Annotated in this window: 23 protein-coding genes; 1 reads left to right on the forward strand and 22 read right to left on the reverse strand. The window is 62.5% G+C overall.

The genetic code is table 11. The features are described 5' to 3' along the window. Window positions 1-83: 83 nt before the first annotated feature. The 18 genes from folD to ruvC all read right to left on the reverse strand — a co-directional run bounded on the left by folD (window position 84) and on the right by ruvC (window position 16,905). Complete coding sequence (gene folD / locus ACP151_RS19555) at window positions 84-974, reverse strand: bifunctional methylenetetrahydrofolate dehydrogenase/methenyltetrahydrofolate cyclohydrolase FolD (protein WP_424978026.1); 891 nt, start codon at window positions 972-974, stop codon at window positions 84-86. Window positions 975-1,116: 142 nt separating this feature from the next. Then, complete coding sequence (locus ACP151_RS19560) at window positions 1,117-1,422, reverse strand: chorismate mutase (RefSeq protein WP_424978025.1); 306 nt, start codon at window positions 1,420-1,422, stop codon at window positions 1,117-1,119. Between the two features lie 194 nt (window positions 1,423-1,616). Then, window positions 1,617-3,293, reverse strand: a complete 1,677-nt coding sequence (locus tag ACP151_RS19565; RefSeq protein ID WP_424978158.1) for a formate--tetrahydrofolate ligase — start codon at window positions 3,291-3,293, stop codon at window positions 1,617-1,619. A 188-nt stretch (window positions 3,294-3,481) separates the two neighbouring features. Next, window positions 3,482-4,057, reverse strand: coding sequence for an MOSC domain-containing protein (locus tag ACP151_RS19570; RefSeq protein ID WP_424980552.1), 576 nt, complete (start codon window positions 4,055-4,057; stop codon window positions 3,482-3,484). 163 nt (window positions 4,058-4,220) lie between these two features. Then, window positions 4,221-6,134, reverse strand: a complete 1,914-nt coding sequence (gene ftsH, locus ACP151_RS19575) for an ATP-dependent zinc metalloprotease FtsH (protein ID WP_424980553.1) — start codon at window positions 6,132-6,134, stop codon at window positions 4,221-4,223. Window positions 6,135-6,212: 78 nt separating this feature from the next. Then, entirely contained in the window at window positions 6,213-7,409 is a 1,197-nt protein-coding gene (tilS, locus tag ACP151_RS19580; RefSeq protein ID WP_424980554.1) for a tRNA lysidine(34) synthetase TilS, read from the reverse strand. Window positions 7,410-7,462: 53 nt separating this feature from the next. Then, on the reverse strand, window positions 7,463-8,290 hold the full coding sequence (gene ybgF, locus ACP151_RS19585) for a tol-pal system protein YbgF (RefSeq protein ID WP_424980555.1): 828 nt from the start codon (window positions 8,288-8,290) through the stop codon (window positions 7,463-7,465). 4 nt (window positions 8,291-8,294) lie between these two features. Then, a complete protein-coding gene (gene pal, locus ACP151_RS19590) occupies window positions 8,295-8,795 on the reverse strand; it encodes a peptidoglycan-associated lipoprotein Pal (RefSeq protein WP_424980556.1) in 501 nt (166 codons plus the stop codon). A gap of 91 nt (window positions 8,796-8,886) precedes the next feature. Beyond that, window positions 8,887-10,212 (reverse strand): Tol-Pal system beta propeller repeat protein TolB, encoded by a 1,326-nt coding sequence (gene tolB, locus ACP151_RS19595; RefSeq protein ID WP_424980557.1) that lies wholly within the window; start codon window positions 10,210-10,212, stop codon window positions 8,887-8,889. Next, window positions 10,209-11,330, reverse strand: a complete 1,122-nt coding sequence (locus ACP151_RS19600) for an energy transducer TonB (protein ID WP_424980558.1) — start codon at window positions 11,328-11,330, stop codon at window positions 10,209-10,211. The genes tolB and ACP151_RS19600 overlap by 4 nt, the downstream gene beginning before the upstream one ends. A 15-nt stretch (window positions 11,331-11,345) precedes the next feature. Further along, window positions 11,346-11,837 (reverse strand): protein TolR, encoded by a 492-nt coding sequence (gene tolR, locus ACP151_RS19605; RefSeq protein ID WP_424980559.1) that lies wholly within the window; start codon window positions 11,835-11,837, stop codon window positions 11,346-11,348. A gap of 3 nt (window positions 11,838-11,840) precedes the next feature. Continuing rightward, complete coding sequence (tolQ, locus tag ACP151_RS19610) at window positions 11,841-12,536, reverse strand: protein TolQ (RefSeq protein ID WP_424980560.1); 696 nt, start codon at window positions 12,534-12,536, stop codon at window positions 11,841-11,843. Window positions 12,537-12,643: 107 nt separating this feature from the next. Continuing rightward, window positions 12,644-13,027: a tol-pal system-associated acyl-CoA thioesterase gene (ybgC, locus tag ACP151_RS19615; RefSeq protein WP_424980561.1), complete on the reverse strand. Its 384-nt coding sequence runs from the start codon at window positions 13,025-13,027 to the stop codon at window positions 12,644-12,646. A gap of 59 nt (window positions 13,028-13,086) precedes the next feature. After that, the gene (gene thpR / locus ACP151_RS19620; protein ID WP_424980562.1) at window positions 13,087-13,629 is read right to left on the reverse strand and encodes an RNA 2',3'-cyclic phosphodiesterase; all 543 of its coding nucleotides are present in this window, start codon (window positions 13,627-13,629) and stop codon (window positions 13,087-13,089) included. Beyond that, window positions 13,629-14,294: a hypothetical protein gene (locus ACP151_RS19625; protein ID WP_424980563.1), complete on the reverse strand. Its 666-nt coding sequence runs from the start codon at window positions 14,292-14,294 to the stop codon at window positions 13,629-13,631. The genes thpR and ACP151_RS19625 overlap by 1 nt, the downstream gene beginning before the upstream one ends. 266 nt (window positions 14,295-14,560) lie before the next feature. Then, the gene (ruvB, locus tag ACP151_RS19630) at window positions 14,561-15,592 is read right to left on the reverse strand and encodes a Holliday junction branch migration DNA helicase RuvB (protein ID WP_424980564.1); all 1,032 of its coding nucleotides are present in this window, start codon (window positions 15,590-15,592) and stop codon (window positions 14,561-14,563) included. A gap of 129 nt (window positions 15,593-15,721) precedes the next feature. Next, window positions 15,722-16,411 (reverse strand): Holliday junction branch migration protein RuvA, encoded by a 690-nt coding sequence (ruvA, locus tag ACP151_RS19635; protein WP_424980565.1) that lies wholly within the window; start codon window positions 16,409-16,411, stop codon window positions 15,722-15,724. Continuing rightward, the gene (gene ruvC / locus ACP151_RS19640) at window positions 16,408-16,905 is read right to left on the reverse strand and encodes a crossover junction endodeoxyribonuclease RuvC (protein WP_424980566.1); all 498 of its coding nucleotides are present in this window, start codon (window positions 16,903-16,905) and stop codon (window positions 16,408-16,410) included. Before ruvC ends, ruvA begins: the two co-directional genes overlap by 4 nt. A gap of 338 nt (window positions 16,906-17,243) precedes the next feature. Between ruvC and ACP151_RS19645 the strand changes: the two genes are divergently transcribed. Next, window positions 17,244-17,462, forward strand: a complete 219-nt coding sequence (locus ACP151_RS19645; RefSeq protein ID WP_424980567.1) for a DUF1127 domain-containing protein — start codon at window positions 17,244-17,246, stop codon at window positions 17,460-17,462. Between the two features lie 175 nt (window positions 17,463-17,637). Here ACP151_RS19645 and ACP151_RS19650 read toward each other — a convergent pair whose 3' ends face one another. From ACP151_RS19650 to ACP151_RS19665, 4 genes are all read right to left on the reverse strand, one after another. Continuing rightward, window positions 17,638-17,982: a hypothetical protein gene (locus tag ACP151_RS19650; protein ID WP_424980568.1), complete on the reverse strand. Its 345-nt coding sequence runs from the start codon at window positions 17,980-17,982 to the stop codon at window positions 17,638-17,640. Between the two features lie 103 nt (window positions 17,983-18,085). After that, window positions 18,086-18,958: a 50S ribosomal protein L11 methyltransferase gene (locus ACP151_RS19655; protein ID WP_424980569.1), complete on the reverse strand. Its 873-nt coding sequence runs from the start codon at window positions 18,956-18,958 to the stop codon at window positions 18,086-18,088. 136 nt (window positions 18,959-19,094) lie between these two features. After that, complete coding sequence (locus ACP151_RS19660) at window positions 19,095-20,330, reverse strand: MFS transporter (RefSeq protein WP_424980570.1); 1,236 nt, start codon at window positions 20,328-20,330, stop codon at window positions 19,095-19,097. A 157-nt stretch (window positions 20,331-20,487) separates the two neighbouring features. Further along, on the reverse strand, window positions 20,488-21,447 hold the full coding sequence (locus tag ACP151_RS19665) for an IS481 family transposase (protein ID WP_424978291.1): 960 nt from the start codon (window positions 21,445-21,447) through the stop codon (window positions 20,488-20,490). Window positions 21,448-21,505 lie beyond the last annotated feature (58 nt).

Genomic DNA, 21,505 nt, shown 5'->3' on the forward strand with positions numbered 1-21,505 from the left:
GCCCGTCAGGCGGCTTTGCCGCTGAGAGGGGAGGCGATGCGGCGGGAGTATCTGTTTCAGCTGTTGCGGTTCTGCGGTGCCGTTCAGGCCGTGAGGCCTTCTGGCTCGGGGAGGTTGTTGGCGCGGCAGCAGGCGGTGACGGTGTTGGCCAGGAGACACGCAATGGTCATCGGGCCGACGCCGCCGGGAACCGGGGTGATGGCGCCGGCGCGCTCCGCGGCAGAGGCAAAATCAACGTCGCCGACCAGCTTGTTCTTGCCGTCCCGCTCAATGCGGTTGATGCCCACGTCGATGACGGTGGCGCCTTCCTTGATCCAGTCGCCCGGCACCATTTCCGGACGCCCCACGGCTGCCACCACGATGTCGGCGCGGCGCACCACATCGGGCAGGTCCTTGGTGCGGCTGTGCGCGATGGTCACGGTGCAGCTGTCGCCCAGCAGCAATTGCGCCATCGGCTTGCCAACGATGTTGGAGCGGCCGATCACAACCGCATCCATGCCCGACAGGCTGCCATGGTGGTCGCGCAGCATCATCAGGCAGCCCAGCGGCGTGCAGGGCACCATCGATTTCTGACCGGTGCCCAGAAGGCCCACATTGGAGATGTGGAAACCGTCCACGTCTTTTTCCGGCGCGATCGAGTTGATGATCAGATCTTCGTCCAGATGCCCCGGCAGCGGCAGCTGCACCAGGATGCCATGGATCGCCGGGTCGTTGTTCAGCTGCTCGACCACGGCCAGCAGATCCGCCTCGGAGGTCTCTGCGTCCAGCTTGTGCTCCACCGAGTTCATGCCGACCTCGACGGTCTGCTTGCCCTTGGAGCGCACATAGACCTGGGAGGCGGGGTCTTCGCCGACCAGAACCACCGCCAGGCCGGGGGTGATGCCGTTTTCCTCTTTCAGCCGCGTCACATGTTCGGCCACCTGGCCGCGCACCTTGGCCGCAAAGGCCTTGCCGTCAATCAGAGTTGCTGCCATTTGATCTCTTCCTTTTGCCGCAGGCCTCCGGCCCGTCTATTCACTTCAGTTGGTCGCGATGCCCGAGCCGCAGGTGGCCCTGCTCAGCATCACACACCTAAGTTGGTCGCGATGCCCGAGCCGCAGGTGGCCCTGCTCAGCATCACTCCTCCCGGATCACCCGCGCCTCGCGGGCAATCGACCAATCCACCAGCTGCCGCCACAGGGCTTCGATCAGATCGGGGTCCAGCCCCTCTCCTGCTGCCACGGCGCGGGCGTTCATGACCACTTCCTCGACCCGCTCCGGGATCCGCGCCGGCCAGCCGCTGAGCTGCTTCAGCGCAATCGCCCGGTCGATATACCCCGCCCGGACGGCCAGACGTTGCACCAGCTCACAATCGAGCCTGTCAATTTCCGCGCGCAGCGCCTCCATCGAGAAGCAATCTTCTGGCGGTGTCAGTTTGGTCATATGTCAGAGCCTCGGCTTTCATTGCTTTGGGCCAAATGAGGCTCTGACCATTCTCAGTGGTCGCGCACTTCCTTCCAAAACCCGGTTCCCGTCTTCGTCCCCTCGGACCAGTGGCGGTGCCTCAGACTTCGGATTGCGCTTGAAACTCTTGCGGCCCGGGGTCTCCCCGGGCCGCAAAAAGCGCATTTTGCGTCTTAGAACAAGCCTTCGATCTGGCCGTCGTCATTGAGGCAGATGGTTTCCGCTGCCGGTTTGCGCGGCAGGCCCGGCATGGTCATGATCTCGCCGCAGACCGCAACGATGAAGCCCGCGCCCGCAGACAGGCGGACTTCCCGCACCGGCACCGAATGGCCGGTGGGCGCGCCGCGCAAGCTGGGATCGGTCGAGAAGGAGTATTGGGTTTTCGCCATGCAGACCGGCAGGTTGCCGTAGCCTGCGTCTTCCCATTCCTTCAGCTGGTTGCGGATCTTGTTGTCCGCCAGCACCTCGTCAGCGCGGTAGATGCGCTTGGCGATGGTTTCGATCTTCTCAAACAGCGGCATCTCATCCGGGTAGATCGGCGCAAAGTTGGCAGTGCCGCCTTCGACGATCTCAACCACTTTCTCGGCCAGCGGCGCAGAGCCCTCGGAGCCCAGCTCCCAGTGGCGCGACAGAACCGCCTCGACACCATGCTCGGCGCAGTAGTCCTTGACCGCCTGCACTTCGGCATCGGTGTCGGTCACGAAGTGGTTGATGCCCACAACAACCGGCACGCCAAAGGATTTGACGTTCTCGATGTGGCGGCCGAGGTTGGCACAGCCGTTGGAGACCGCCTCGACGTTTTCCGCACCCAGGTCGGCCTTGGCCACGCCGCCGTTCATCTTCATCGCGCGCACGGTGGCAACCAGCACAACCGCGGACGGTGCGATGCCTGCCTTGCGGCATTTGATGTTCATGAACTTCTCGGCGCCGAGGTCGGCACCAAAGCCTGCTTCGGTCACGACGTAGTCGGCAACCTTCAGCGCGGTCTTGGTGGCAATGACCGAGTTACAGCCATGTGCGATATTGGCGAAGGGGCCGCCGTGCACGAAGGCCGGGTTGTTTTCCAGGGTCTGCACCAGGTTCGGCTGCATCGCGTCTTTCAGCAGAACGGTCATCGCGCCCTCTGCCTTGATGTCGCGGCAATAGACCGGGGTCTTGTCGCGGCGGTAGGCCACGATGATGTCGCCCAGGCGCTTTTCCAGATCCTTGAGGTCGTTCGCCAGGCACAGGATCGCCATCACTTCGGACGCCACGGTGATGTCAAAGCCTGCTTCGCGCGGGAAACCGTTGGACACACCGCCCAAAGACGCGGTGATGGTGCGGAGCGCCCGGTCGTTCATGTCGACCACCCGGCGCCATGCAACCCGGCGCACGTCGATGTCGCATTCGTTGCCCCAGTAGATGTGGTTGTCGATCATGGCCGACAGCAGCGAGTGGGCCGAGGTGATGGCGTGGAAATCGCCGGTGAAGTGGAGGTTCATCTCCTCCATCGGCACGACCTGTGCATAGCCGCCGCCTGCAGCGCCGCCCTTCATGCCGAAGTTCGGGCCCAAGGACGCTTCGCGGATACAGATCATCGCGTTCTTGCCGATCCGGTTCAGACCGTCGCCCAGACCCACGGTGGTGGTGGTCTTGCCTTCACCTGCCGGCGTCGGGTTGATCGCAGTCACCAGGATCAGCTTGCCGTCTGCCTTGTCCTGAACAGAGTTGATGAAAGACTGGCTGACTTTCGCCTTGTCGTGCCCATAGGGCAGCAGATCGCTGTCCGAAATACCGATCTTCGCACCAATCTCCTGGATCGGCTTCTTCTGCGCTTCACGCGCAATCTCGATGTCACTCTTGTAGCTCATGGCGAGGTTCCTGCTGAGTTTGCATGCAATCGCCGGCACAGAAATGCCGGATTGGCCGTAGGCTTAGCCAATATGCGGCAAAACACGCGCTTGATTTCCGACATTATCCTGCCCTGAAGCGGCGTCTGCTCTTTCAGGGGCTGTGCAGAAGTTCCTTAAAGGAAACGCACAGCCCTGAAAGCGACCAATTACGGCGCCCAGGCGCGCTGATCCGGCACAAAGAGTGTGAGTTCACCGCCCAAAGAGAGGCTGCCCGGCCGTTCGACCCAGGCGGTGATTCCCCGCCGATTCTGTGCCGCCGGTTTGAAGCGGGCGCCAAAGCCTGCGTGGTCTTTTTCGATCTCCCGGCCAGGCAGCACGCAGGGACGGTTTTCCATATCCACGGTCAGTGTCACCCCGTCTTGCCCCTGCAGCCGAGACGACGGCGGCACAAAGGTGAAATCAGGTATGCCGCGCAGCACGATGGTGGCGCCCAGATGGGCGGGGTCCAGCCGGTCCATCCCCATATCTGCGGCGATCTGCGCCAATTCCTCTTCCGACAAAACAGTCAGCTGGCGGACGTTGCGGATTTCGGTGCCTTGCGAGTAGAGGTTTTTCACACGCACGCAGGAGGCACGGTTTTCGCCCTCATGGCGCCCGCCAGAAACTCCGGCAAACCCCAGGTCCAGGCGATCAATTGGTTGCGCCTGCACACCGCGGTCCGCAGGCACGTGGCCCAGCCAGGTAATCCTGCCTGTGTATTCTGTTTTCCGTAGCACCGGCATTTCTGCTCTCCGCTGCCTGTCCTTCATTTCTGTCCGGCAAGCATACAAGGGCCGCGCCCCGCTGCCAGTCCGGCAGCAATGCTTTTTTGTGATACGGATCAGAAGGTTCGGGAATGAAAGCCCCCCGAAAGCCAACGGCATCCGGGGGGCAGGAACTGGGGTGTCAGGCAGAGGGTTCCGGCTCCATGCCGCCCTCTGGCGGGGTCTTTTTGGGCTTGGCCTTGGGGATTGCGGTGACCGAGGCATTGCCCTGGTCCTCGCCCTCGTCCTCGTCGTCATCCGCCTGCGGCGGCTCGCCGTTCATCACCCGTTTGATTTCGTCGCCGGTCAGGGTTTCATACTCCAGCAGGCCCTGAGCCAACCGTTCCCATTCCTCATTCTTGGCTTTCAGGATCTCCAGCGCCTTGTCATAGCCATCCTGAATGAAGCGTTTCACCTCTTCCTCGATCAGCTCTTTGGTATTTGCCGAAACCGAGAAACCTGCGGTGTTGCCGGAATAGCCTTCGTGGGCTTCGGCATAATCGATATTGCCGACCTTGTCCGACATGCCCCAACGCAGCACCATCGCGCGCGCCAGCTGGCTGGCCTGCTGAATATCGCCGGCCGGGCCGTTGGAAACATGATCCTCGCCGTATTTGATGACTTCGGCAGCCTTGCCCGCCATGGTCATTGCCAGTTTCTGCTCGCACTCATCCCGGTGGTAGTTCAGGCGATCCATTTCCGGCAGCGACACAACCATGCCCAGCGCACCGCCGCGCGGGATGATGGTTGCCTTGTAAACCGGATCGCACAGTGGCAGCGCCAGGCCGACAACGGCGTGGCCTGCTTCGTGGTAGGCGGTTTTTTCCTTCTGGTCCTGGGTCAACACCATCGAGCGGCGCTCGGCGCCCATCATCACTTTGTCCTTGGCGGATTCGAAATCCTCCATGGTGACAAAGCGGCGGCCGACGCGGGCGGCCATCAGCGCGGCCTCGTTCACCAGGTTGGCCAGATCGGCGCCTGAGAAGCCGGGGGTGCCGCGGGCAATGATGCGCAGGTCCACATCGGGCCCAAGCGGCGTCTTGCGCGCATGCACACCCAGGATCTTCTCGCGCCCCTTGATATCGGGGTTGCCGACGGTGACGTTGCGGTCAAAACGGCCGGGACGCAGAAGCGCCGGGTCCAGCACGTCCTTGCGGTTGGTGGCGGCCAGAATGATGACGCCCTCGTTGGCCTCAAAACCGTCCATTTCCACCAGCAGCTGGTTCAGGGTCTGCTCGCGTTCATCATTGCCGCCGCCGTAACCGGCGCCACGATGGCGGCCGACCGCGTCAATCTCGTCGATGAACACGATGCAGGGCGCGTTTTTCTTGGCTTGCTCGAACATGTCACGGACACGGCTCGCACCGACGCCCACAAACATCTCAACGAAGTCAGAACCGGAGATGGTGAAAAAGGGCACGCCAGCCTCGCCCGCAATGGCGCGGGCCAAGAGGGTCTTACCGGTGCCCGGAGGGCCGACCAGCAGCGCCCCCTTGGGGATCTTGCCGCCGAGGCGCGAAAATTTCTGCGGGTTGCGCAGGAATTCAACGATCTCTTCCAGCTCTTCCTTGGCCTCATCGATCCCGGCCACATCGTCAAAGGTGACACGGCCATGCTTCTCGGTCAGCATCTTGGCCTTGGACTTTCCGAACCCCATAGCGCCGCCTTTGCCGCCGCCCTGCATCCGGTTCATGAAATAGATCCAGACGCCGATCAGCAGAAGGAACGGCAGGAGTGTCACCAGGAAGGACTGGAAACCCGACTGCTGCTGTTTTTCAGCGCGCACCAGAATGTTCTTTTCGATCAGCAGCGACGTGACCTCGGCGTCACCCGGTTTGATGGCGACATAGCTCTGTCCGTCCGACGTTGTATAACGGACCTGTTCTCCATCGAGGGTCACGGCGCTGACCTTGCCGGCTTCCACCGAACTTACGAAGTCAGAAAAGGTTTGTTCACGGCTCTGCATCGTGCTGCCCGAACCGCTGAACAAATTGAACAGTGCCAGAATCAGCAGAAACAGAACAACCCAAAAGGCGATATTGCGAGCGTTGCCCAAGGAAAGTTCTCCCTATCAGATAGGCGCACCACTCAGGCCGCCTGTGTTGTGCTTAAAATAAGGATACTTCGGGCAGGTTCAATGCGATAAAAGGGATGCAAAGAACTCTTCTTCGTTTACCACCGGTTCCGCCGACCAGCCATTGGCCATTCCAGCCGCCGGTGCAGCCTCCAGCTGCCCCCCGCGCCATAGCGCCGGAGTGCTCTCCAGCACGGCGCCCGGAACACCTGCCGAGCGCCAGTCCGGGCAGGACTGCAACCCGTTCCGGCTGAGGGGACGTACCTCGCAACCCTTTGCGTCGCCACCGAAAATCTTCCACCTACCGTCCCAGACCTGGCCTGGTAGACAAGCAGTATCCTTGACGGCATTGGCTTCGCGGCAGATCCAGATTTGCTTTGTTGTGGTCAGCAGGTGACAGCCAGAAACTGTGGCTGCACCGCCACCGCGCGCCGCCAGCATCGCAATCTCCATCGGAACCCGCCGCGGAGGATAAGGCGCGCCGGACACCCATTGGATGGCTTTCACCAGCAGGCGGTAGCCTGTCTCACTGGGCAATGTGCGGAACTTGCGCTGGCACAGCACAACTGCGCCGGCCTGCACATGCGCCAGGTCGCGGGCCGCCAGAAACACGTACCAGTCCAGTGCCTCGCGCGCCTTGTTCATGTTTTCGGCAACCCGGGACAGCACCGTCGGCGTCAGCCCCAGCGGCGCCAGCTGTGCCAGCGTGCGCCGCGCCCTGACCCGCTCAAACCTGAGATCGCTGTTGCTGGGATCATCGCACCATTCAATGCCACGCTCGCACAGATACTTGCGCAGCTCTCTGCGGGTTACTTCCAACAGAGGCCGCAACAGGGTGACCCCCTTGTAGACCCGGCGCGCTGGCATGCCAGACAGGCCTGCCACCCCGGAAGCCCGCGCCATCCGCATCAGCAGCGTTTCCGCCTGATCATCGGCCGTATGTGCGATACAAACCGTGGCGATGCCGTTGCGCTTGGCCCAGCTGGAAAGCAGATCGTAGCGGGCTTCGCGAGCCTGTTTTTGCAAATTACCGCTGCCAGGGCCTTCCTCCCAGCGGATTACCTCATGCGCCATTCCCAGCGCAGCTGCGGCTTGACCTGCCAGTTCGGCCTCAGCCGCCGCTTCCGGCCGCAGCCCATGATCCACAGTTGCGGCAAGAAACTCGACCTGCTCGTCTTTGAGGGCTTCCTGCAACAGATGCAGCAGAGCCATCGAATCACTGCCGCCAGAGACGGCGATGCCGATCCTGCCGGTCATCGAGGGCTGAAACTGCGCACGAAGCAGTCCCTGGATATCGCGCCGCAGCCCGGTCAAGAACAGCCCAGCTTGGTCATTTCCGCGGCAGCTTCAGCCTTCTGCGCGGCGCCTGGAAAGCGCACACCAACCTCTGCCAGAGTGACGCAGGCCTGCTTGGCCTGCCCCAGGCGGCCCAGTGCCGCGCCAAGTTCAAGCAGTGCCTTGGGCGCCACCGGTCCGGCAGAGTTGCCAGTAAAGGCAGCCAGATAAGCCCGCGCAGCTTCGCGGGTATCGCCAAGCCCGTCGAGCGCCTTGCCGCGGCTAAACTCAGCGGCTGGCGCCAGCGGGCTGCCCGGATAGGCCTGATTGAACGCCGCGAATTTCTCTGCCGCGTCCTGATACACCCCGTCAGCCAGCAGCTTTTCGGCGGCATCAAAATCCGCCTGTTCGCCAATTGCCAGCTCACCGCCGCTGGTGTCACCGGTGCCGTTCACCCCGCCCGGGCTGGCAACGGCAGGCAGGTCTCCGCCCCCCAGCGTCGTGGTTTCCTCGAGAGCGGCAACATCGCCGCCCTCCAGCTCCACCAGGCGGAACTCCAGATCACCGATCCGGTTGGTGCCATCAGTGACAATCCTGTCGATCCGGTGATTCATCTGCTCCGTCTGCAGCGTCAGCCGCTGCAGTTCGCTCTCGATCGCTGCGACCCGGTCCAGAACCGTATCCCCCGACACATCCGCCGAGGGCGTGCCTGTCGTCGACAATTCCCGCTTCAGCCGCTGGATTTCAACATGCAGGACGGTCAGTTCCTGACGGATATCAGCCAGCGTCTGGCTGTCCTGCGCCGCCAGCGGCAGCGGCAGCAGCAGTACGGAGGCGAAAAGAACGGTGCGCAGGCGCTTCATGATCTTACCCCGTCAGCCCGCCAGCCAGCACGGTGACCGCACGGCGGTTCTCCGAGTAGCAGGCCTCATTCGAACAAATCTCCAGCGGGCGTTCCTTGCCGAAGCTCACAACCTTCACCCGGCTTCCTGCAACCCCTTGCGAAATCAGGTATTCCCGCGCCGCATTGGCCCGGCGAGCCCCCAGAGCCAGGTTGTACTCGCGGGTGCCCTGTTCGTCCGCATGACCTTCGATCGTGACGACATAATCGGCATTCTGGGTCAGCCAGCGCGCCTGGCCTTGCAAAATTCCCTGTGCCTCGGACGACAGGTGGGACTGATCGACAGCAAACAGCACACGATCGCCGATGGTCTGCTGGAAATAAGCCGGGCTTGCCGGATCCAAGGCCCCTGCCCCCGCACCGACACCTGCGCCACCGCTGTTTGCCGTGTCATCCCACTGGTTGTTGCTGCAGGCCGCCAGGCCCAGAACCGCAACAGCTGCTATTGCCAATTTCAAACCGCTCATGTCGTCTGCCTATCCCTTTGTGTTTCTTAACCGGAATTTAACACATGCCCGGACCGGGTTCCATGCAGGTATACCAGCATTAACAATTCCGCTATTTTTGCAATGGTGACCAAGCCGGATCAGAGCCCCCGTCCGGTGTTTTAACCGGCTTCAGGTTGCGGCCGGTAACATCCACCGAATACAGCAGCGCCCGCCCGGCGCTGCCCTGGCTTTCACGAGTGAACATGATCACCCGGCCATTCGGCGCCCAGGTCGGCCCTTCATCCAGGAAGGACGCTGTCAGCAGCCGCTCCTCGCTGCCATCGGTGCGCATGACACCAATGTGGAACCGGCCCTTGTTCTGCTTGGTAAAGGCGATCATGTCACCGCGCGGCGACCAGACTGGCGTGCCATATCGGCCCTGGCCGAAGCTGATCCGCCGCGCCTCGCCGCCGGATGCGGGCATTACATAAAGCTGCTGGCTGCCGGAGCGGTCGCTTTCGAACACAACATGACTTCCATCCGGCGAAAACGACGGCGCCGTCTCGATTGAGGGCGCCGAGGTCAGCCGCCGTTTGGCGCCGGTGCTGATGTCCATGGAGAACAGGTCGGTATTGCCGCCCTGTGTCTGGGAATAGACGATGGTGCGCCCATCCGGCGCAAACCGCGGCGCAAAGCTCATGGTGCCATCGCCGCTGGACAGGATCTTGCGCTGCACCTGACCCACATCCAGAACATGGATCTGCGGAAAGCCGCTTTCATAGCTGGTATACAGAACCCGGTCACCAGTGGGCGAAAACCGCGGCGCCAGCACCAGAGAGGCACTGTTGGTCAGATACTGCACATTGGCGCCGTCGTAATCCATGATCGCCAGCCGCTTGCGGCGGTCGTTCTTGGGACCACTTTCCGAGACATAGACCACCCGGCTGTCGAAATAACCGCTCTCGCCGGTAATTTCGCTGTAGATCGCATCGGCCACCTTATGTGCCATCCGCCGCCAGCCGCCGGTGGTTCCGGAAAACTGCAGCGCGCTTTCCAGCTCCTTTTCTGCGAATACGTCATACCCGCGGAACTGCACTGTCAGCCGGTTGCCGGTGACGCTGACGGCGCCAGTGATCAGCGCCTGGGCATTCACGGCTTTCCAGTCGGCAAATTTCACCGGGTCGTCAAAACCGGTCACCTTGGAGATATGGGCGCTGGCAGGCACCTCGCGGAACAGTCCGGTGCCGCTGAGATCCGCCGCGACCACCCGCGCGATCTGCGCCGCATGTTCCGCAGCCGAAGGCGTCTCCGGTACGAAATCCGGCACCGCATAGGGCAATGGCTCAATCACACCCTGATCGATCTCGATGCGAAGCGGGCCGGTTTGCGCCGCAGCGGTGCCTGCCCCGGCCAGTGCCGAAGCCCCGATCAGCAGAGCTGCCAGAATTTTCCTCATTTGATCCGCATCCTTTCAGGATTGAATGTCATCTCAATATCACGCCATTGCGCATATTTTTCAGGGGGAAGCTGAAACCCCTTTGCCCCGCAGCGGATAATTGCCCGCCGCGCGGCTTCATAAGCCTGTTTTGCCGCGCTTGCAGATCCGCCCGTGCTGGACAGCATCCGGATCGAGCCCGTATCAGGCTTTCCGTCCCTGGCCAGCGAGACGCCGACAACCACAGTTGTCTTTAGTGCGGCTGTGGACAGGGAGCCAACATTCCAGCAGCGCGAGACCTCAACCCGCAGCGCATCCTTTTCACCAAGCGTCAGCGGCGGACCGGAGGGTTTCGGCGCCTCCACGTCGGCGCCGCCTGCCAGCGCCTCTGCCAGCGCATCGGCGACAGCATCGGAAGTATCCGCTTGTTCTGGTTCAGTTGGCTGGGCTGCCGCTGCCAACTGCGGCTCCGGCTGAGGCCGGGCCGGACGGGCCTTGGGCCGCCTGGACACCGCCGGCGCGGCAGTGGCCGCCGCATCTTCGCCTTCGTTCTCCTCGGTTACGATCCGGTCGCTGGCCGCCTCGCGCGCGGTGGCGTCCTGCACATCCTGCTCGGTCTCGGCGCCTTCATCCGGCGCGACCTCCGGCTGGACGACGTCAGCGATCCGGGTATCGGGCTCCGGCGGCGCCACTGGCTCAGGGGCGACACGGTCCACCGGGCGCGGTGCTGAGTCGGGGCGAACCAGCGGCACCAGAGACGACACGTCCGGCTCCTCTGTGGCAGAGGGCAGCTCGGCGGGCAGCTCCGGCTCGGGCGGCTGATCGGGACGGTCCGTCACCTGGGGATCGGGCTCTGCCGGGGGGACAGGTTCAGGCTGGGTGATCTCCGGCGCAGGGTCGGGTTGCGGCGCAGGGTCCGCCAGTGGCTGCACCGCCGCCGGTTCCAGCAGCGGTGCGGGTTCAGGCGACACTTGCGGCGCCTGGCGCTGCTGGCTCAGCTTTTCGAACTGTTCCGCCGAAATCAGCGCCACCTGCTGCACGTTGGAGGGCAAGGGCTCGGACGGAAACCAGGCGCCGAAGACAACCCAAGTCATCAACAGCCCGTGTCCTGCCAGCGAGATTTTGGTTCCGGCCTGCACCCTGTGCGTCCCCGCCTACTGCCCCGCGCCCCCGGAGGGCTGCCCGTCTAGCGCCGGGCCGCCGGTATCCGTAACCAGCCCCACGTTGGAAAACCCGCCCGCGTTCAGCGCGCCCATCACCTGCATCACATCCGAATAGGCAATCCGCCCGTCTGCGCGCAGAAACACCCGGTCGGAAAACCGTTCTGCCGCGATTGCCTGCAGCTTGGCCACCAGTTCATCCCGCGCCACCGGCGTGGTCTGGATTTCCACCCCCCCCTCTGCGGTCATGGTGACGGTCAACGGCTCTTCCTCATCGCCCGGCAGCGCGCCCGCTGCGGTCTTTGGCAGCTCCACCGGCACGCCAACGGTCATCAGCGGGGCCGCCACCATAAAGATAATCAACAGCACCAGCATGACATCGACAAAGGGCGTTACGTTGATTTCCGACATCGGGCGGCCGCCGCGGCGGCGGCGGCCCCGGCGGCGGTTGCCGCCTCCTGATGGCTGCTGGACTGCGGCGCCCATGGCTCAGGAATCCAGTTGACGGCTGAGGATGGTAGCGAACTCATCGGCAAAGGCCTCATAGCCGCCGATGATGCGGTCGCTGTCCGCGCTCAGCTTGTTGTAAAAGACCACCGCGGGGATCGCCGCCAGCAGGCCCAGACCGGTGGCCATCAGCGCCTCGGCAATGCCCGGCGCCACCACGGCAAGGTTGGTGTTCTGCTGCTCAGCGATCTCGATGAAGGCGGTCATGATGCCCCAGACGGTACCAAAGAGGCCAACAAAGGGCGCGGTGGAGCCAACGGTGGCCAGCACCGACAGCCCGCCCTGGAGACCTTCTGTCTCCTTGGCAATAGCCACATCCATCGAACGGTCGATGCGCGCCTGCGCGCCGGGGATCAGCCCACCGTCGCTGCGGTGGCTGCGGCGCCATTCGCTCATGCCGGCGGAAAAGATCCGCGCTGCCTGGCCGGAAGGCTCCGGCCCCAGCCGCTCAAACAGCTCGTCCAGCGGATTGCCGGACCAGAACGCCCGGTCAAAGGCGTCCGCCTCCTTGCGTGCAAGACGATAATTGATGGTTTTCTGAATGATGATGCCCCAGGACCAGATCGAGGCCCCGACCAGCATCAGCATCACCAGTTTCACGGTTACGGTGGCCCGCGCGAAAAGGCCCCACATGGAGAAATCAATCTCATGCGCCAGCGCCAGAGTTTCTGCTTCCATTCGCCTGCTCTACGATTTTTCCCGGCCGTTTATCCGGCCTTATTTGACAGCAGGCTAGCGCAGTTCAACGGCAAAGGCCAATAAAACAGGCGCGCGGGCGCCAAATGTTACAGCAATGCGCGAATCTCTGCCGGAAGCCGGGCCGGTTTGCCGCCTGTGGTGATGCAAACAATAGTGACCTGCGCCCGGAACAAGGGCTGGCCGCCGCGGGTGACCTGCTGATCCAGCACCATCCGGGCAGGCGTCACATTGTGCATAGACGTCGTAACCAGCAGCTCTTCGTCGAATTTCGCAGGCGCCAGATAATCCGCCTCGATCCGGCGCACCACGTAGATCAGGCCTTCCTCGCGCATGGCATTCTGATCCACACCGATACCGCGCACCCAGTCACTGCGCGCACGCTCAATGAAACGCAGGTAATTGGCGTGATAGACAATCCCGCCCATGTCGGTGTCCTCGTAGTAGACCCGGACGGGAAATTGGTGATCCATTACCTGTACTCCTGCCTTTGCCCGCACCCTATGAGGGCTCCCAAAGCACTGCAAGCGGCTCACCCGTCCAGCGGATATGCCGCCAGCACCTCATATCGCGCGCCCTCTGGTGCCAGCGTGGACTGGAACAGCGCGAAAGCCTCTGCCGCGCATTGCAGCCGAAAACCCGCAGCTGCGGACAGGAAACGGGCAATTTTTTCCACCTGATCTGCCTTTAGATGGCGCGGGAACCGCGCCAGCGTCACATGTGGGCGAAAGCGTTCGCGGGGCAGATCGAGCCCGGCTTGGTGGCAGGCACCGCGAACCCGGTCGCGCAGATACGCCAGCTCCGGTGTTTTCCGCACCTCTGCCGCCAAGAGCCGGGGAAGCTTGCCGCCAAAACTGTCCAGCCCGCTAAAGGTCAGCATCAATGGCGGTGCACTGATTTCTGCCAGCACCTGATGCAGGGCCTGCAGCGCGGGTTCCGGCTGGTCATCAAGGAAGGCCAGCGTCAGGTGCATGTTCTCTGCTGGAACATGCCGCCCGGCGTTCAGACCTTCCTGCAGATGCGCCAGCGCTTCCAGAGCTGCCTGTGGCAGCGGCAGGCCAACGAAGGCGCGCATCAGCTTTGCGGCGGCTCCGCCGGGGCCTGCAGCCGGGCAAACACCCGCAGGGCGTGGGATTTATCCCCCGCCGCGACCGGCATCATCCGGTCATAGGCGGCTGCAATCACGCCGGCGATTTCGGGACGCAGGATGGTGGTGCCGGTCTCTGGCAGCACCGCCAGCGGCGAGGCCTCGGCAAAGGCAGCCTCGCTCCACATCAGCGCCACCTGCACGGCCTGGGTCAACGCCAGGGTTTCAGCAGGCATCTGCGCCATCGCGCCCTGCATCCGAAGGAACACGAAACCCGCCTTGATGCCGCCCTGATCATCAAAGCGGAAGGCGCGGTATTGGCTGGCATCTGCCTCCTTTAGCCGTGCGACCAGAGGCTGCAGCTCCGGGATCAGCCGGTCAAGATCCGGCACGTCCAGCAGCTCGTCCCAATCGCGGAAGAAGAAGACCATCAGGTTCGACCCCAGTTCCGGATCGGTCTCTGCCATCTGATGGCCCGCCAGCGTCATCACCGCCTCCAGCGCGCCCTTGACGGTCTTCAGGGTCTCGTCCTGAACGCCGAACACGATCGGCGCCACCGGTCTGCCCCAGCGGGCAAAGGCGTAAGAGCCGTCAGAGCGGGTGAACAGGGCTTCGATCTGCTCCGGCGTCAGGTCTGGCAGCTGGGCGGTCATGGGTGTCTCCTTGGTTCTGCCCTGTCTATGCCGTCTGTGCTGCGCGGCGGCAAGGGGGGCTCCCGCGCCTGACCGGCCTCCTGGCTGCGCCAGGCCGCGCGCTCCAGCCTTGGGCCGGGCGCCGCTGACGCGGCGTGGAACGGGTGGTGGGCCTACCGCAGAACATCCGGCCGACGCAGTGCCCAAAGATCTAGGCCGCGACGGGCTGGCCCCGGCCCCAGCGCCAGCCTGGCAGAACCGCCGCACCCAAGGCGCACAAACCGTACCTAATTGAACAGGTCGTTCTGGCTGCGCGGCGGCGCCATACCGAGGTGAGTCCAGGCCTTTTGCGCCAGCATCCGCCCGCGCGGAGTGCGTTGTATCAGACCCTGCTGCAAAAGATATGGCTCGATCACCTCCTCCAGCGCGTCGCGGCTTTCGCTGAGGGCTGCTGAAATCGTCTCAATCCCCACCGGGCCGCCGCCGTAGTTTTCAGCGATCAGCTTCAGATAGCGGCGGTCAGCGCCATCGAGCCCCAGCAGGTCCACCCCCAGCCGTGTCAAAGCCCCATCGGCCAGCTCCCGGGTGATGGTGCCATCGCCCTCCACAACCGCGAAGTCCACCACGCGGCGCAAGAGCCGCCCGGCGATCCTGGGGGTTCCCCTTGCGCGCCGCGCGATCTCGCGGGCGCCGGCATCATCTGCGGGCGCGCCCAGTTTGCGGGCATTGCGGCTGACGATCTCAAACAGTTCATCAATGGTATAGAACTGCAACCGGGTCGGGATGCCGAAACGGTCGCGCAGCGGTGTCGTCAGCAACCCCATCCGGGTCGTAGCCCCAACCAGCGTAAAGGGCTGCAGCTCAATCCGCACGGTGCGCGCCGCCGGACCTTCGCCGATGACAAGGTCCAGTTCAAAATCCTCCATCGCCGGATAGAGGACTTCCTCCACCGCCGGGTTCAACCGGTGGATTTCGTCGATGAACAGCACATCGCGGGCTTCTAGATTGGTCAGGATCGCAGCCAGATCACCGGCCTTGGCCAGCACCGGGCCAGAGGTCATGCGGAAATTCACCCCAAGCTCGCGCGCAACGATCTGGGCCAATGTGGTTTTGCCAAGCCCCGGAGGGCCATGGAACAGCGTGTGGTCCATCGCTTCGCCGCGGCGGCGGGCGGACTCAATGAAGACACGCAGGTTGGCGCGGGCTTCGGCCTGGCCGATGAACTCGCCAAGGCCCTGCGGGCGCAGGGCGCGGTCGTTTTCGGCGGCGCTGTCTTCCGGCAGTGGCGCGGGGCGCAGGGCGGGGTCGGCATCGATCATCTGCGATACTCCGCATGCACCAAATTTTCGGCTGAACCGCCTGGCCGAAAGGCCGACCAGCACCCGTCCCGCCCCGACTGGGCAGGCGCCGCCCTAACCGAACTCATGCAGTTCTTTGCAGACATGCTGTTATCCCTTCGGCGCCAAAAGGCGCAGTGCGGCGCGGATCAGCTCTGCTTCATCCGCATCCGGGTAGGTGGCGGCAGCCTCCGCCACCGCGGCAGCGGCATCCGAAGGTCCATAGCCGAGGTTGCCCAGGGCCGACAGGGCCCCGGCAGAGGCAGCAGCTGCGCCGCTTGGCTTTTTGGGCGGCGCCCTGCGGGCCGGCTTGGCAGCGGCTCCGGGGTCGGCGTCATCGACCACCTCCAGCCCCGGGCCGTCCATGGCATCAACCACCGTGCCGCCCATCGCCATTACGCCCGGCGCCTTGTCCTTGAGGTCCAGTACGATACGCTGCGCGGTCTTGGGGCCAACGCCCTTGGCCGCCTTGACCGTCGCCCAGTCGCCCAATGCAATTGCGCGGCTCACCCCGTCCGGCCCCAATGCGCCGAGGATGGCCAGCGAGACCTTGGCGCCGACGCCTTGCACGGAGGTCAGCAGCCGGTGCCATTCCTTTTCCACCAGCGAGGTAAAGCCGTAAAGCTGCATCAGGTCTTCGCGCACCACCATATCGGTATAAAGCGCAATGGCCTCCCCCACACCCGGCAACGCTGCCATGGTGCGGTCGGAGCAATAGACGATATAGCCGACGCCGCGCACATCGATCAGCACATGGTCCTGCGCCCGGTAGTCGAGCCGTCCTGTCAGCTTGCCGATCATGCGCGTTTCTCCCTTAGTTGGCGCTGCTGGGTGCCGCCGTAATAAGCATGGCAGATGGCAATCGCCAGCGCGTCCGCAGCATCGGCATTTTTGGGCGCGCAACCCGGCAGCTGCAGCTTGACCATATGCATCACCTGCTCCTTCTCGGCATGGCCGACGCCCACCACGGTTTTCTTGACCCGGTTCGGGGCGTATTCGCCGACCGGCAGCCCGGCCTTGGCCAATGTCAGAAGCGCCACGCCGCGTGCCTGACCAAGCTTCAGCGTGCCGGCGCCGTCCTTGTTCACAAACGTCTGTTCGATCGCCGCCTGATCCGGCGCAAAGGCTTCGATGATCTCGGATACCTGATTGTGCAGCGACAGCAGCCGCTCGCCCAGATCGTCGCCATCGGACGTGCAAACACCATTGGCAACATGGCTGAGTCGGGAGCCATGCGATTCGATCACGCCCCATCCAAGGTTCCGCAACCCCGGATCAATTCCCAAAATCCGCATGACCTGCCTGTCCTTGCCCACGTCCGGCGCTCTTGCCGGGCATTATTTTGCCCCAGCACTAGCACAAAACGCGAACATGTCCAATTGCTTTCACAACCGATTGTTTCCGAATGCCATGCAATTACAGCCTGGAAACGACCCCTTACCCAAGCGACAACGACATTTCTGGCCCGGAACCTGGCACAGCCGCGAACCCCTTGTTTCTATGGCTCGAAGCTATGCACACAGCGCATATGACACATGCATTTTCATGCCTTGCTGTGCGGATTTTTCATCACTAGATGCCGGCCATCGCAATGACGCGAACGACTGCCAACACCTAATCAGAGGACACGGATATGGCCGCATTTGACACCACCCGCACCACCTATGGTACCACCGGCCTGTTTGGCCGTTTCGGCGCTCTGCTCGCCACCGCAGCCGGCACATTTGCCGCCTGGAACGACGCCCGCGCGACCCGCAACGCGCTGAACATCCTGTCCGACCGCGAGCTGGCCGACATCGGCATGTGCCGCGGCGACATCGAAGGCGTCGCCACCGGTAAAACCGTCCTCTGAGACACTGCCTGTTTCTGCCCCTTCCTCCTCCCTTGGGGCAAACAGGAAACGCCGCGGTCCAGCTATGGCCGCGGCGTTTTTTGTTCCCTGCACAACAGGCTCGCCGCAAACGCAAAGAAGGCCGCTCTCCCGGGGACAGCAGCCTTCTTGGTTTGTTACCGGAAAGTCTCTGTGCTCAGCGCAGCACCGGACCGATTTTCTGAGCAATGTATACGGACACAGGGTCTGCCTGCATGATAAAGGCCCCTGAGCGTTCAAGAACGCTGCCCTGGGTAAGCCTTGCGACCCGCTCATCATAGCTGGCAAAACCCAGCGCCGCCATCAGGAACCCCTTGAACAGCAGGAATGCCCCGGCAAAGAGCACCAAGGATCGGGCCGAAATCCGGGATTGCACCCGGCGCGGCTGAAGGATCAACAGCCCGTCCGGCCGCATCTCTGCTGAAAAGCCTTCGCACATGGCGTTATGCTTGCGGTTGATATGCTTCAAACGCGATTTGAACGTATCACGATGTTCGCCCATCACTAGTCTCCGAACTGGCCCCCACCAGCGGATGGCCAATCATTGGCTAAAAATGGGGCGAAAATGGGGCAAGCTCCTCAAATTCGCCGCAAACTTAGTTCAATCAGCTCTCTTTGCGGAGAAGTAACGTTGTCCATTCACCAATTTCGTCCCGGCGCACCGGATTGGCGCCGTGCTGTGCATAAACGCTGACCACATCATCGGCCTGTTCGTTCAGAATTCCAGAGAGAATCGCATAACCGCCGGCTCGCAGATTCGCCGTCAGCTCCGGCGCCAGAGCGACCAGCGGCCCTTTCAGGATATTGGCAAAGATCAGGTCAAAGGGCGCCTGCGCCTGCAGCTGCGGGTTGTCGAAACCGGCGGCTTCCAGACAGGTGACCTGGCCTTCCATGCCATTGGCCTTGAGATTGGCCTCGGCCACTTCAACCGCCACTTCGTCAATGTCGCTGGCCAGGATAGTGCCGTCCCAGACCCGGGCCGCAGCCATCGCCAGAACCGCCGTGCCGCAGCCGATGTCCGCCACTTTTTCACCCTGAACCCCCTGATCCAGCAGATGATCCAGCGCCTTGAGGCAGCCCAGCGTGGTGCCGTGGTGGCCAGTGCCAAAAGCCATCGCGGCCTCGATCAGCAGCGGTATTTTGCCTGCGGGCAGCTTGTCGGCGTCATGGGAGCCATAGACGAAGAAACGGCCCGCCTCGACCGGCGCCAGTTCGCGGCGCACATGGGCGACCCAATCAGTTTCCGGAACTTCTGAGACCACAAAAGGCTTGGCACCATGCATTGCCGCCAGAAGAGCCAGACCGGCCTCGTCCGGGCTTTCGGTGAAATAGCCGCCAACTTCCCACAGGCCGGACCCATCCTCCATCTCGAACACGCCGATGCCTGTCGGTTCCGGCATCAGGCGTTCCATAGCCTCACCCAGCGCCTCGGCCTGGGGTTTTCCGGTGAGCGTGGTAAGGGCGGTGAAAGTGGGCATGGCGTCGCTCCTGAAACTGTTGCAAAGCGCCTAGGCTGCCACGCCGTCCACGTCAAGCGCCCGCCTGGCTTCACGCCACAAAGCGGCCGCACTCACTGCGCGCACGGGCGCCCCGCCTCATAGCGAGGCAAAAGGGTCATTCCGCAGGCGCAGGTCGCGCGAATTTGCTAAAGACAGTCTCGTTCCCCGGCTCTGGATGGCGCGGGATCAGCAGCGACAACCCGAGCGACACCAGCGCCATCATCGCCGCCAATGCAAAGACCAGACCCGGCTCATATACCCAGAGAAGGCCCAGCATCACCGGCAGGAAAACAGCGGCAATATGGTTGATAGTAAAGGCCACGGCCGCCGTAGGAGCAATATCACCGGGGTCGGCGATCTTCTGGAAATAGGTCTTGAGCGCCAATGCCAGAGCAAACAGCACATTATCGATCACATATAGCACCGCTGCGATCACCACGCCCCAGCCGAACCAGTAGATGCCGCCGTAGGCCGCAAAAACGATAGCCAGGCCTGCATATTCAAAGATCAGCGTGCGGCGTTCGCCGAACATCGCCACGGCCTTGCCCAGCAACGGTGCGGCAGTCATGTTGATCACCAGATTGACCAGGTAGAGCCCTGTCAGCTCATGCACCTCAAAGCCGAATTTCTCGACCATCATGAAGCCCGCGAAAACCACAAAGATCTGCCGCCGGGCGCCTGCCATGAACTGCAGCGCATAATAGAGCCAGTAGCGTTTGCGCAGGATCAGTTTCTTTGTCTGCGGATGCGGGGCATCGAACTGCGGATAGGCCAGAAGTGCGAACAGCGCGATGGCGGCGGTCAGCCCACCTGCGGCCAGAAACACGGTGTTGTAGCCGAGGCCCAGACTCTCCCAGGTCAGCACGATCAGCCCGTAGACCACCAGGGTTGCCGCCGATCCTGCCGCAACTAGCCAACCCAGCGTCTGCGGCGCACGGTCCTTGGGCAGCCACTGCAGCTGCAGCGACTGGTTCACCGTCTCGTAGTAGTGAAAGCCGATCGAGCTGAGCAGCGTCACCATCAGGAGCCCGCCCAGCGACGGGAACCAGGCGGTGACAGCAGTGGCCACACCCAGCATCACCAGCGATACCAGCCCCAGCACCTGTTCGCGCACGAACAGGATCACTGCAATCACGCCGACCGCCAGAAAGCCCGGTATCTCCCGGACGGTGTGCAGAAGGCCGATGTCGGCGCCATCAAAACTAGCCGCTTCAATCACAAAATTGTTGAGCAGCGCGCTCCAGGTGTTGAAGGCAATCGGCATCGCCAGCGCCATCAGGAAAAGAAGCGTCACGGGACGGCGCCAGAACGGAAGGCTCTGAGCCGCAGAAAGGGGCACGGGTTTGAACATAGGTTAGGGTTTACGCCTGTTCAGCCGGTCTGGCGAGGGGGAAAACCACCTGCACATCAAGCTCCGCACCAGCGCGCAAAACCCCGCCAAACGAGGCTCCACCCTGCACTCCGGGATGTTTGCGATGAGAATTACACGGGATCCGCTCTTCATCTGGCTAGGTGTTCAGTCCCGGCATCTGGTGGATCGGATCGATGATGAAACGATCTGGCTCTGAAGTCCAGATTTTGCAGATGTATTCGTAGGGCGTGAGGCCGCTGAGAGTTTTGAGTCTGCGGGCAAAGTTGTAGGCAGCCATGAAGTCGCCGAGATGTGTTCGTAACTGATCGTGGCTTTCGTAGTGGTATCGCTTCACTGTCGCCTCTTTGATCGTGCGGTTCATCCGCTCGACTTGGCCATTGGTCCACGGATGGTTCGGTTTGGTCAGGCGATGCTCGATCCCGTTGGCCTCACAGATCATGTCGAAGCGCATCTGCCGGGAGTATACTCTGTTCCGGTTTCGTGGCTGTTCGGCGAACTGGATACCGTTATCGGTCAGGATCGTATGGATGCGATAAGGGACCGCCTTGAGCAAATGTTCGAGGAATTCCCAGGCGGTCTTGCGATCTGCCTTGTCGACGAGGTGGGTGACTGCAAACTTGCTGGTCCGGTCAATGCCAACGAAAAGATACAGCTTGCCCTCCGCAGTCTGCACCTCGGCAATATCGATATGAAAAAAGCCGATGGGGTAGCGCTTGAACCTCTGCCGCTTAGGCTTGTCGCCCCCGACATCCGGCAAGCGCGAGATGCCATGCCGCTGAAGGCACCGATGCAGCGCTGACCGCGTCAGATGCGGGATCGAGGGCTGGAGCGCATAGAGGCAATCATCCAACGGCAGTAGCGTATGCCGCCGAAATGCGACGATCATGGCCTCCTCGGCTTGACTGAGAATGGTTGAGCGAGGCTCTTTCGGCCCTGTTTTGCGATCCTCAACGGTCTCGCGCTTTCGCCACTTGGCAACAGTCTTCGGGTTGATCCCGAGTTCCTTGCTCAGCGCCGCGATCGAAGCTTGCGATCGCTGTATTGCTGCTCTGACAGCGTGCGTGGTCGTGGCGCTCCCGTGACGAACTTGTCCCATAGTGCTTCCTTCCATTCCAAAGAACAGATCGCACCATCAAACCATGGGATCAAACACC

This window comes from Leisingera sp. S232 (assembly GCF_049800895.1).
Lineage (GTDB): Bacteria > Pseudomonadota > Alphaproteobacteria > Rhodobacterales > Rhodobacteraceae > Leisingera.

What these genes read in the sequence shown, in the direction of transcription:
- tolQ (WP_424980560.1), bottom strand. Translation starts at nt 12,536, where the DNA reads ATGGAAGCAGAAACTCTGGCGCTGGCGCATGAGATTGATTTCTCCATG.
- folD (WP_424978026.1), bottom strand. Translation starts at nt 974, where the DNA reads ATGGCAGCAACTCTGATTGACGGCAAGGCCTTTGCGGCCAAGGTGCGC.
- tolB (WP_424980557.1), bottom strand. Translation starts at nt 10,212, where the DNA reads ATGAGGAAAATTCTGGCAGCTCTGCTGATCGGGGCTTCGGCACTGGCC.
- tilS (WP_424980554.1), bottom strand. Translation starts at nt 7,409, where the DNA reads ATGACCGGCAGGATCGGCATCGCCGTCTCTGGCGGCAGTGATTCGATG.
- thpR (WP_424980562.1), bottom strand. Translation starts at nt 13,629, where the DNA reads ATGCGCGCCTTCGTTGGCCTGCCGCTGCCACAGGCAGCTCTGGAAGCG.
- ACP151_RS19560 (WP_424978025.1), bottom strand. Translation starts at nt 1,422, where the DNA reads ATGACCAAACTGACACCGCCAGAAGATTGCTTCTCGATGGAGGCGCTG.
- ruvC (WP_424980566.1), bottom strand. Translation starts at nt 16,905, where the DNA reads ATGCGGATTTTGGGAATTGATCCGGGGTTGCGGAACCTTGGATGGGGC.
- ybgF (WP_424980555.1), bottom strand. Translation starts at nt 8,290, where the DNA reads ATGAAGCGCCTGCGCACCGTTCTTTTCGCCTCCGTACTGCTGCTGCCG.
- ACP151_RS19565 (WP_424978158.1), bottom strand. Translation starts at nt 3,293, where the DNA reads ATGAGCTACAAGAGTGACATCGAGATTGCGCGTGAAGCGCAGAAGAAG.
- ACP151_RS19665 (WP_424978291.1), bottom strand. Translation starts at nt 21,447, where the DNA reads ATGGGACAAGTTCGTCACGGGAGCGCCACGACCACGCACGCTGTCAGA.
- ACP151_RS19655 (WP_424980569.1), bottom strand. Translation starts at nt 18,958, where the DNA reads ATGCCCACTTTCACCGCCCTTACCACGCTCACCGGAAAACCCCAGGCC.
- ybgC (WP_424980561.1), bottom strand. Translation starts at nt 13,027, where the DNA reads ATGGATCACCAATTTCCCGTCCGGGTCTACTACGAGGACACCGACATG.
- tolR (WP_424980559.1), bottom strand. Translation starts at nt 11,837, where the DNA reads ATGGGCGCCGCAGTCCAGCAGCCATCAGGAGGCGGCAACCGCCGCCGG.
- ACP151_RS19650 (WP_424980568.1), bottom strand. Translation starts at nt 17,982, where the DNA reads ATGGGCGAACATCGTGATACGTTCAAATCGCGTTTGAAGCATATCAAC.
- ACP151_RS19570 (WP_424980552.1), bottom strand. Translation starts at nt 4,057, where the DNA reads ATGCCGGTGCTACGGAAAACAGAATACACAGGCAGGATTACCTGGCTG.
- pal (WP_424980556.1), bottom strand. Translation starts at nt 8,795, where the DNA reads ATGAGCGGTTTGAAATTGGCAATAGCAGCTGTTGCGGTTCTGGGCCTG.
- ruvA (WP_424980565.1), bottom strand. Translation starts at nt 16,411, where the DNA reads ATGATCGGCAAGCTGACAGGACGGCTCGACTACCGGGCGCAGGACCAT.
- ACP151_RS19625 (WP_424980563.1), bottom strand. Translation starts at nt 14,294, where the DNA reads ATGACCGCCCAGCTGCCAGACCTGACGCCGGAGCAGATCGAAGCCCTG.
- ACP151_RS19645 (WP_424980567.1), top strand. Translation starts at nt 17,244, where the DNA reads ATGGCCGCATTTGACACCACCCGCACCACCTATGGTACCACCGGCCTG.
- ruvB (WP_424980564.1), bottom strand. Translation starts at nt 15,592, where the DNA reads ATGATCGATGCCGACCCCGCCCTGCGCCCCGCGCCACTGCCGGAAGAC.
- ACP151_RS19660 (WP_424980570.1), bottom strand. Translation starts at nt 20,330, where the DNA reads ATGTTCAAACCCGTGCCCCTTTCTGCGGCTCAGAGCCTTCCGTTCTGG.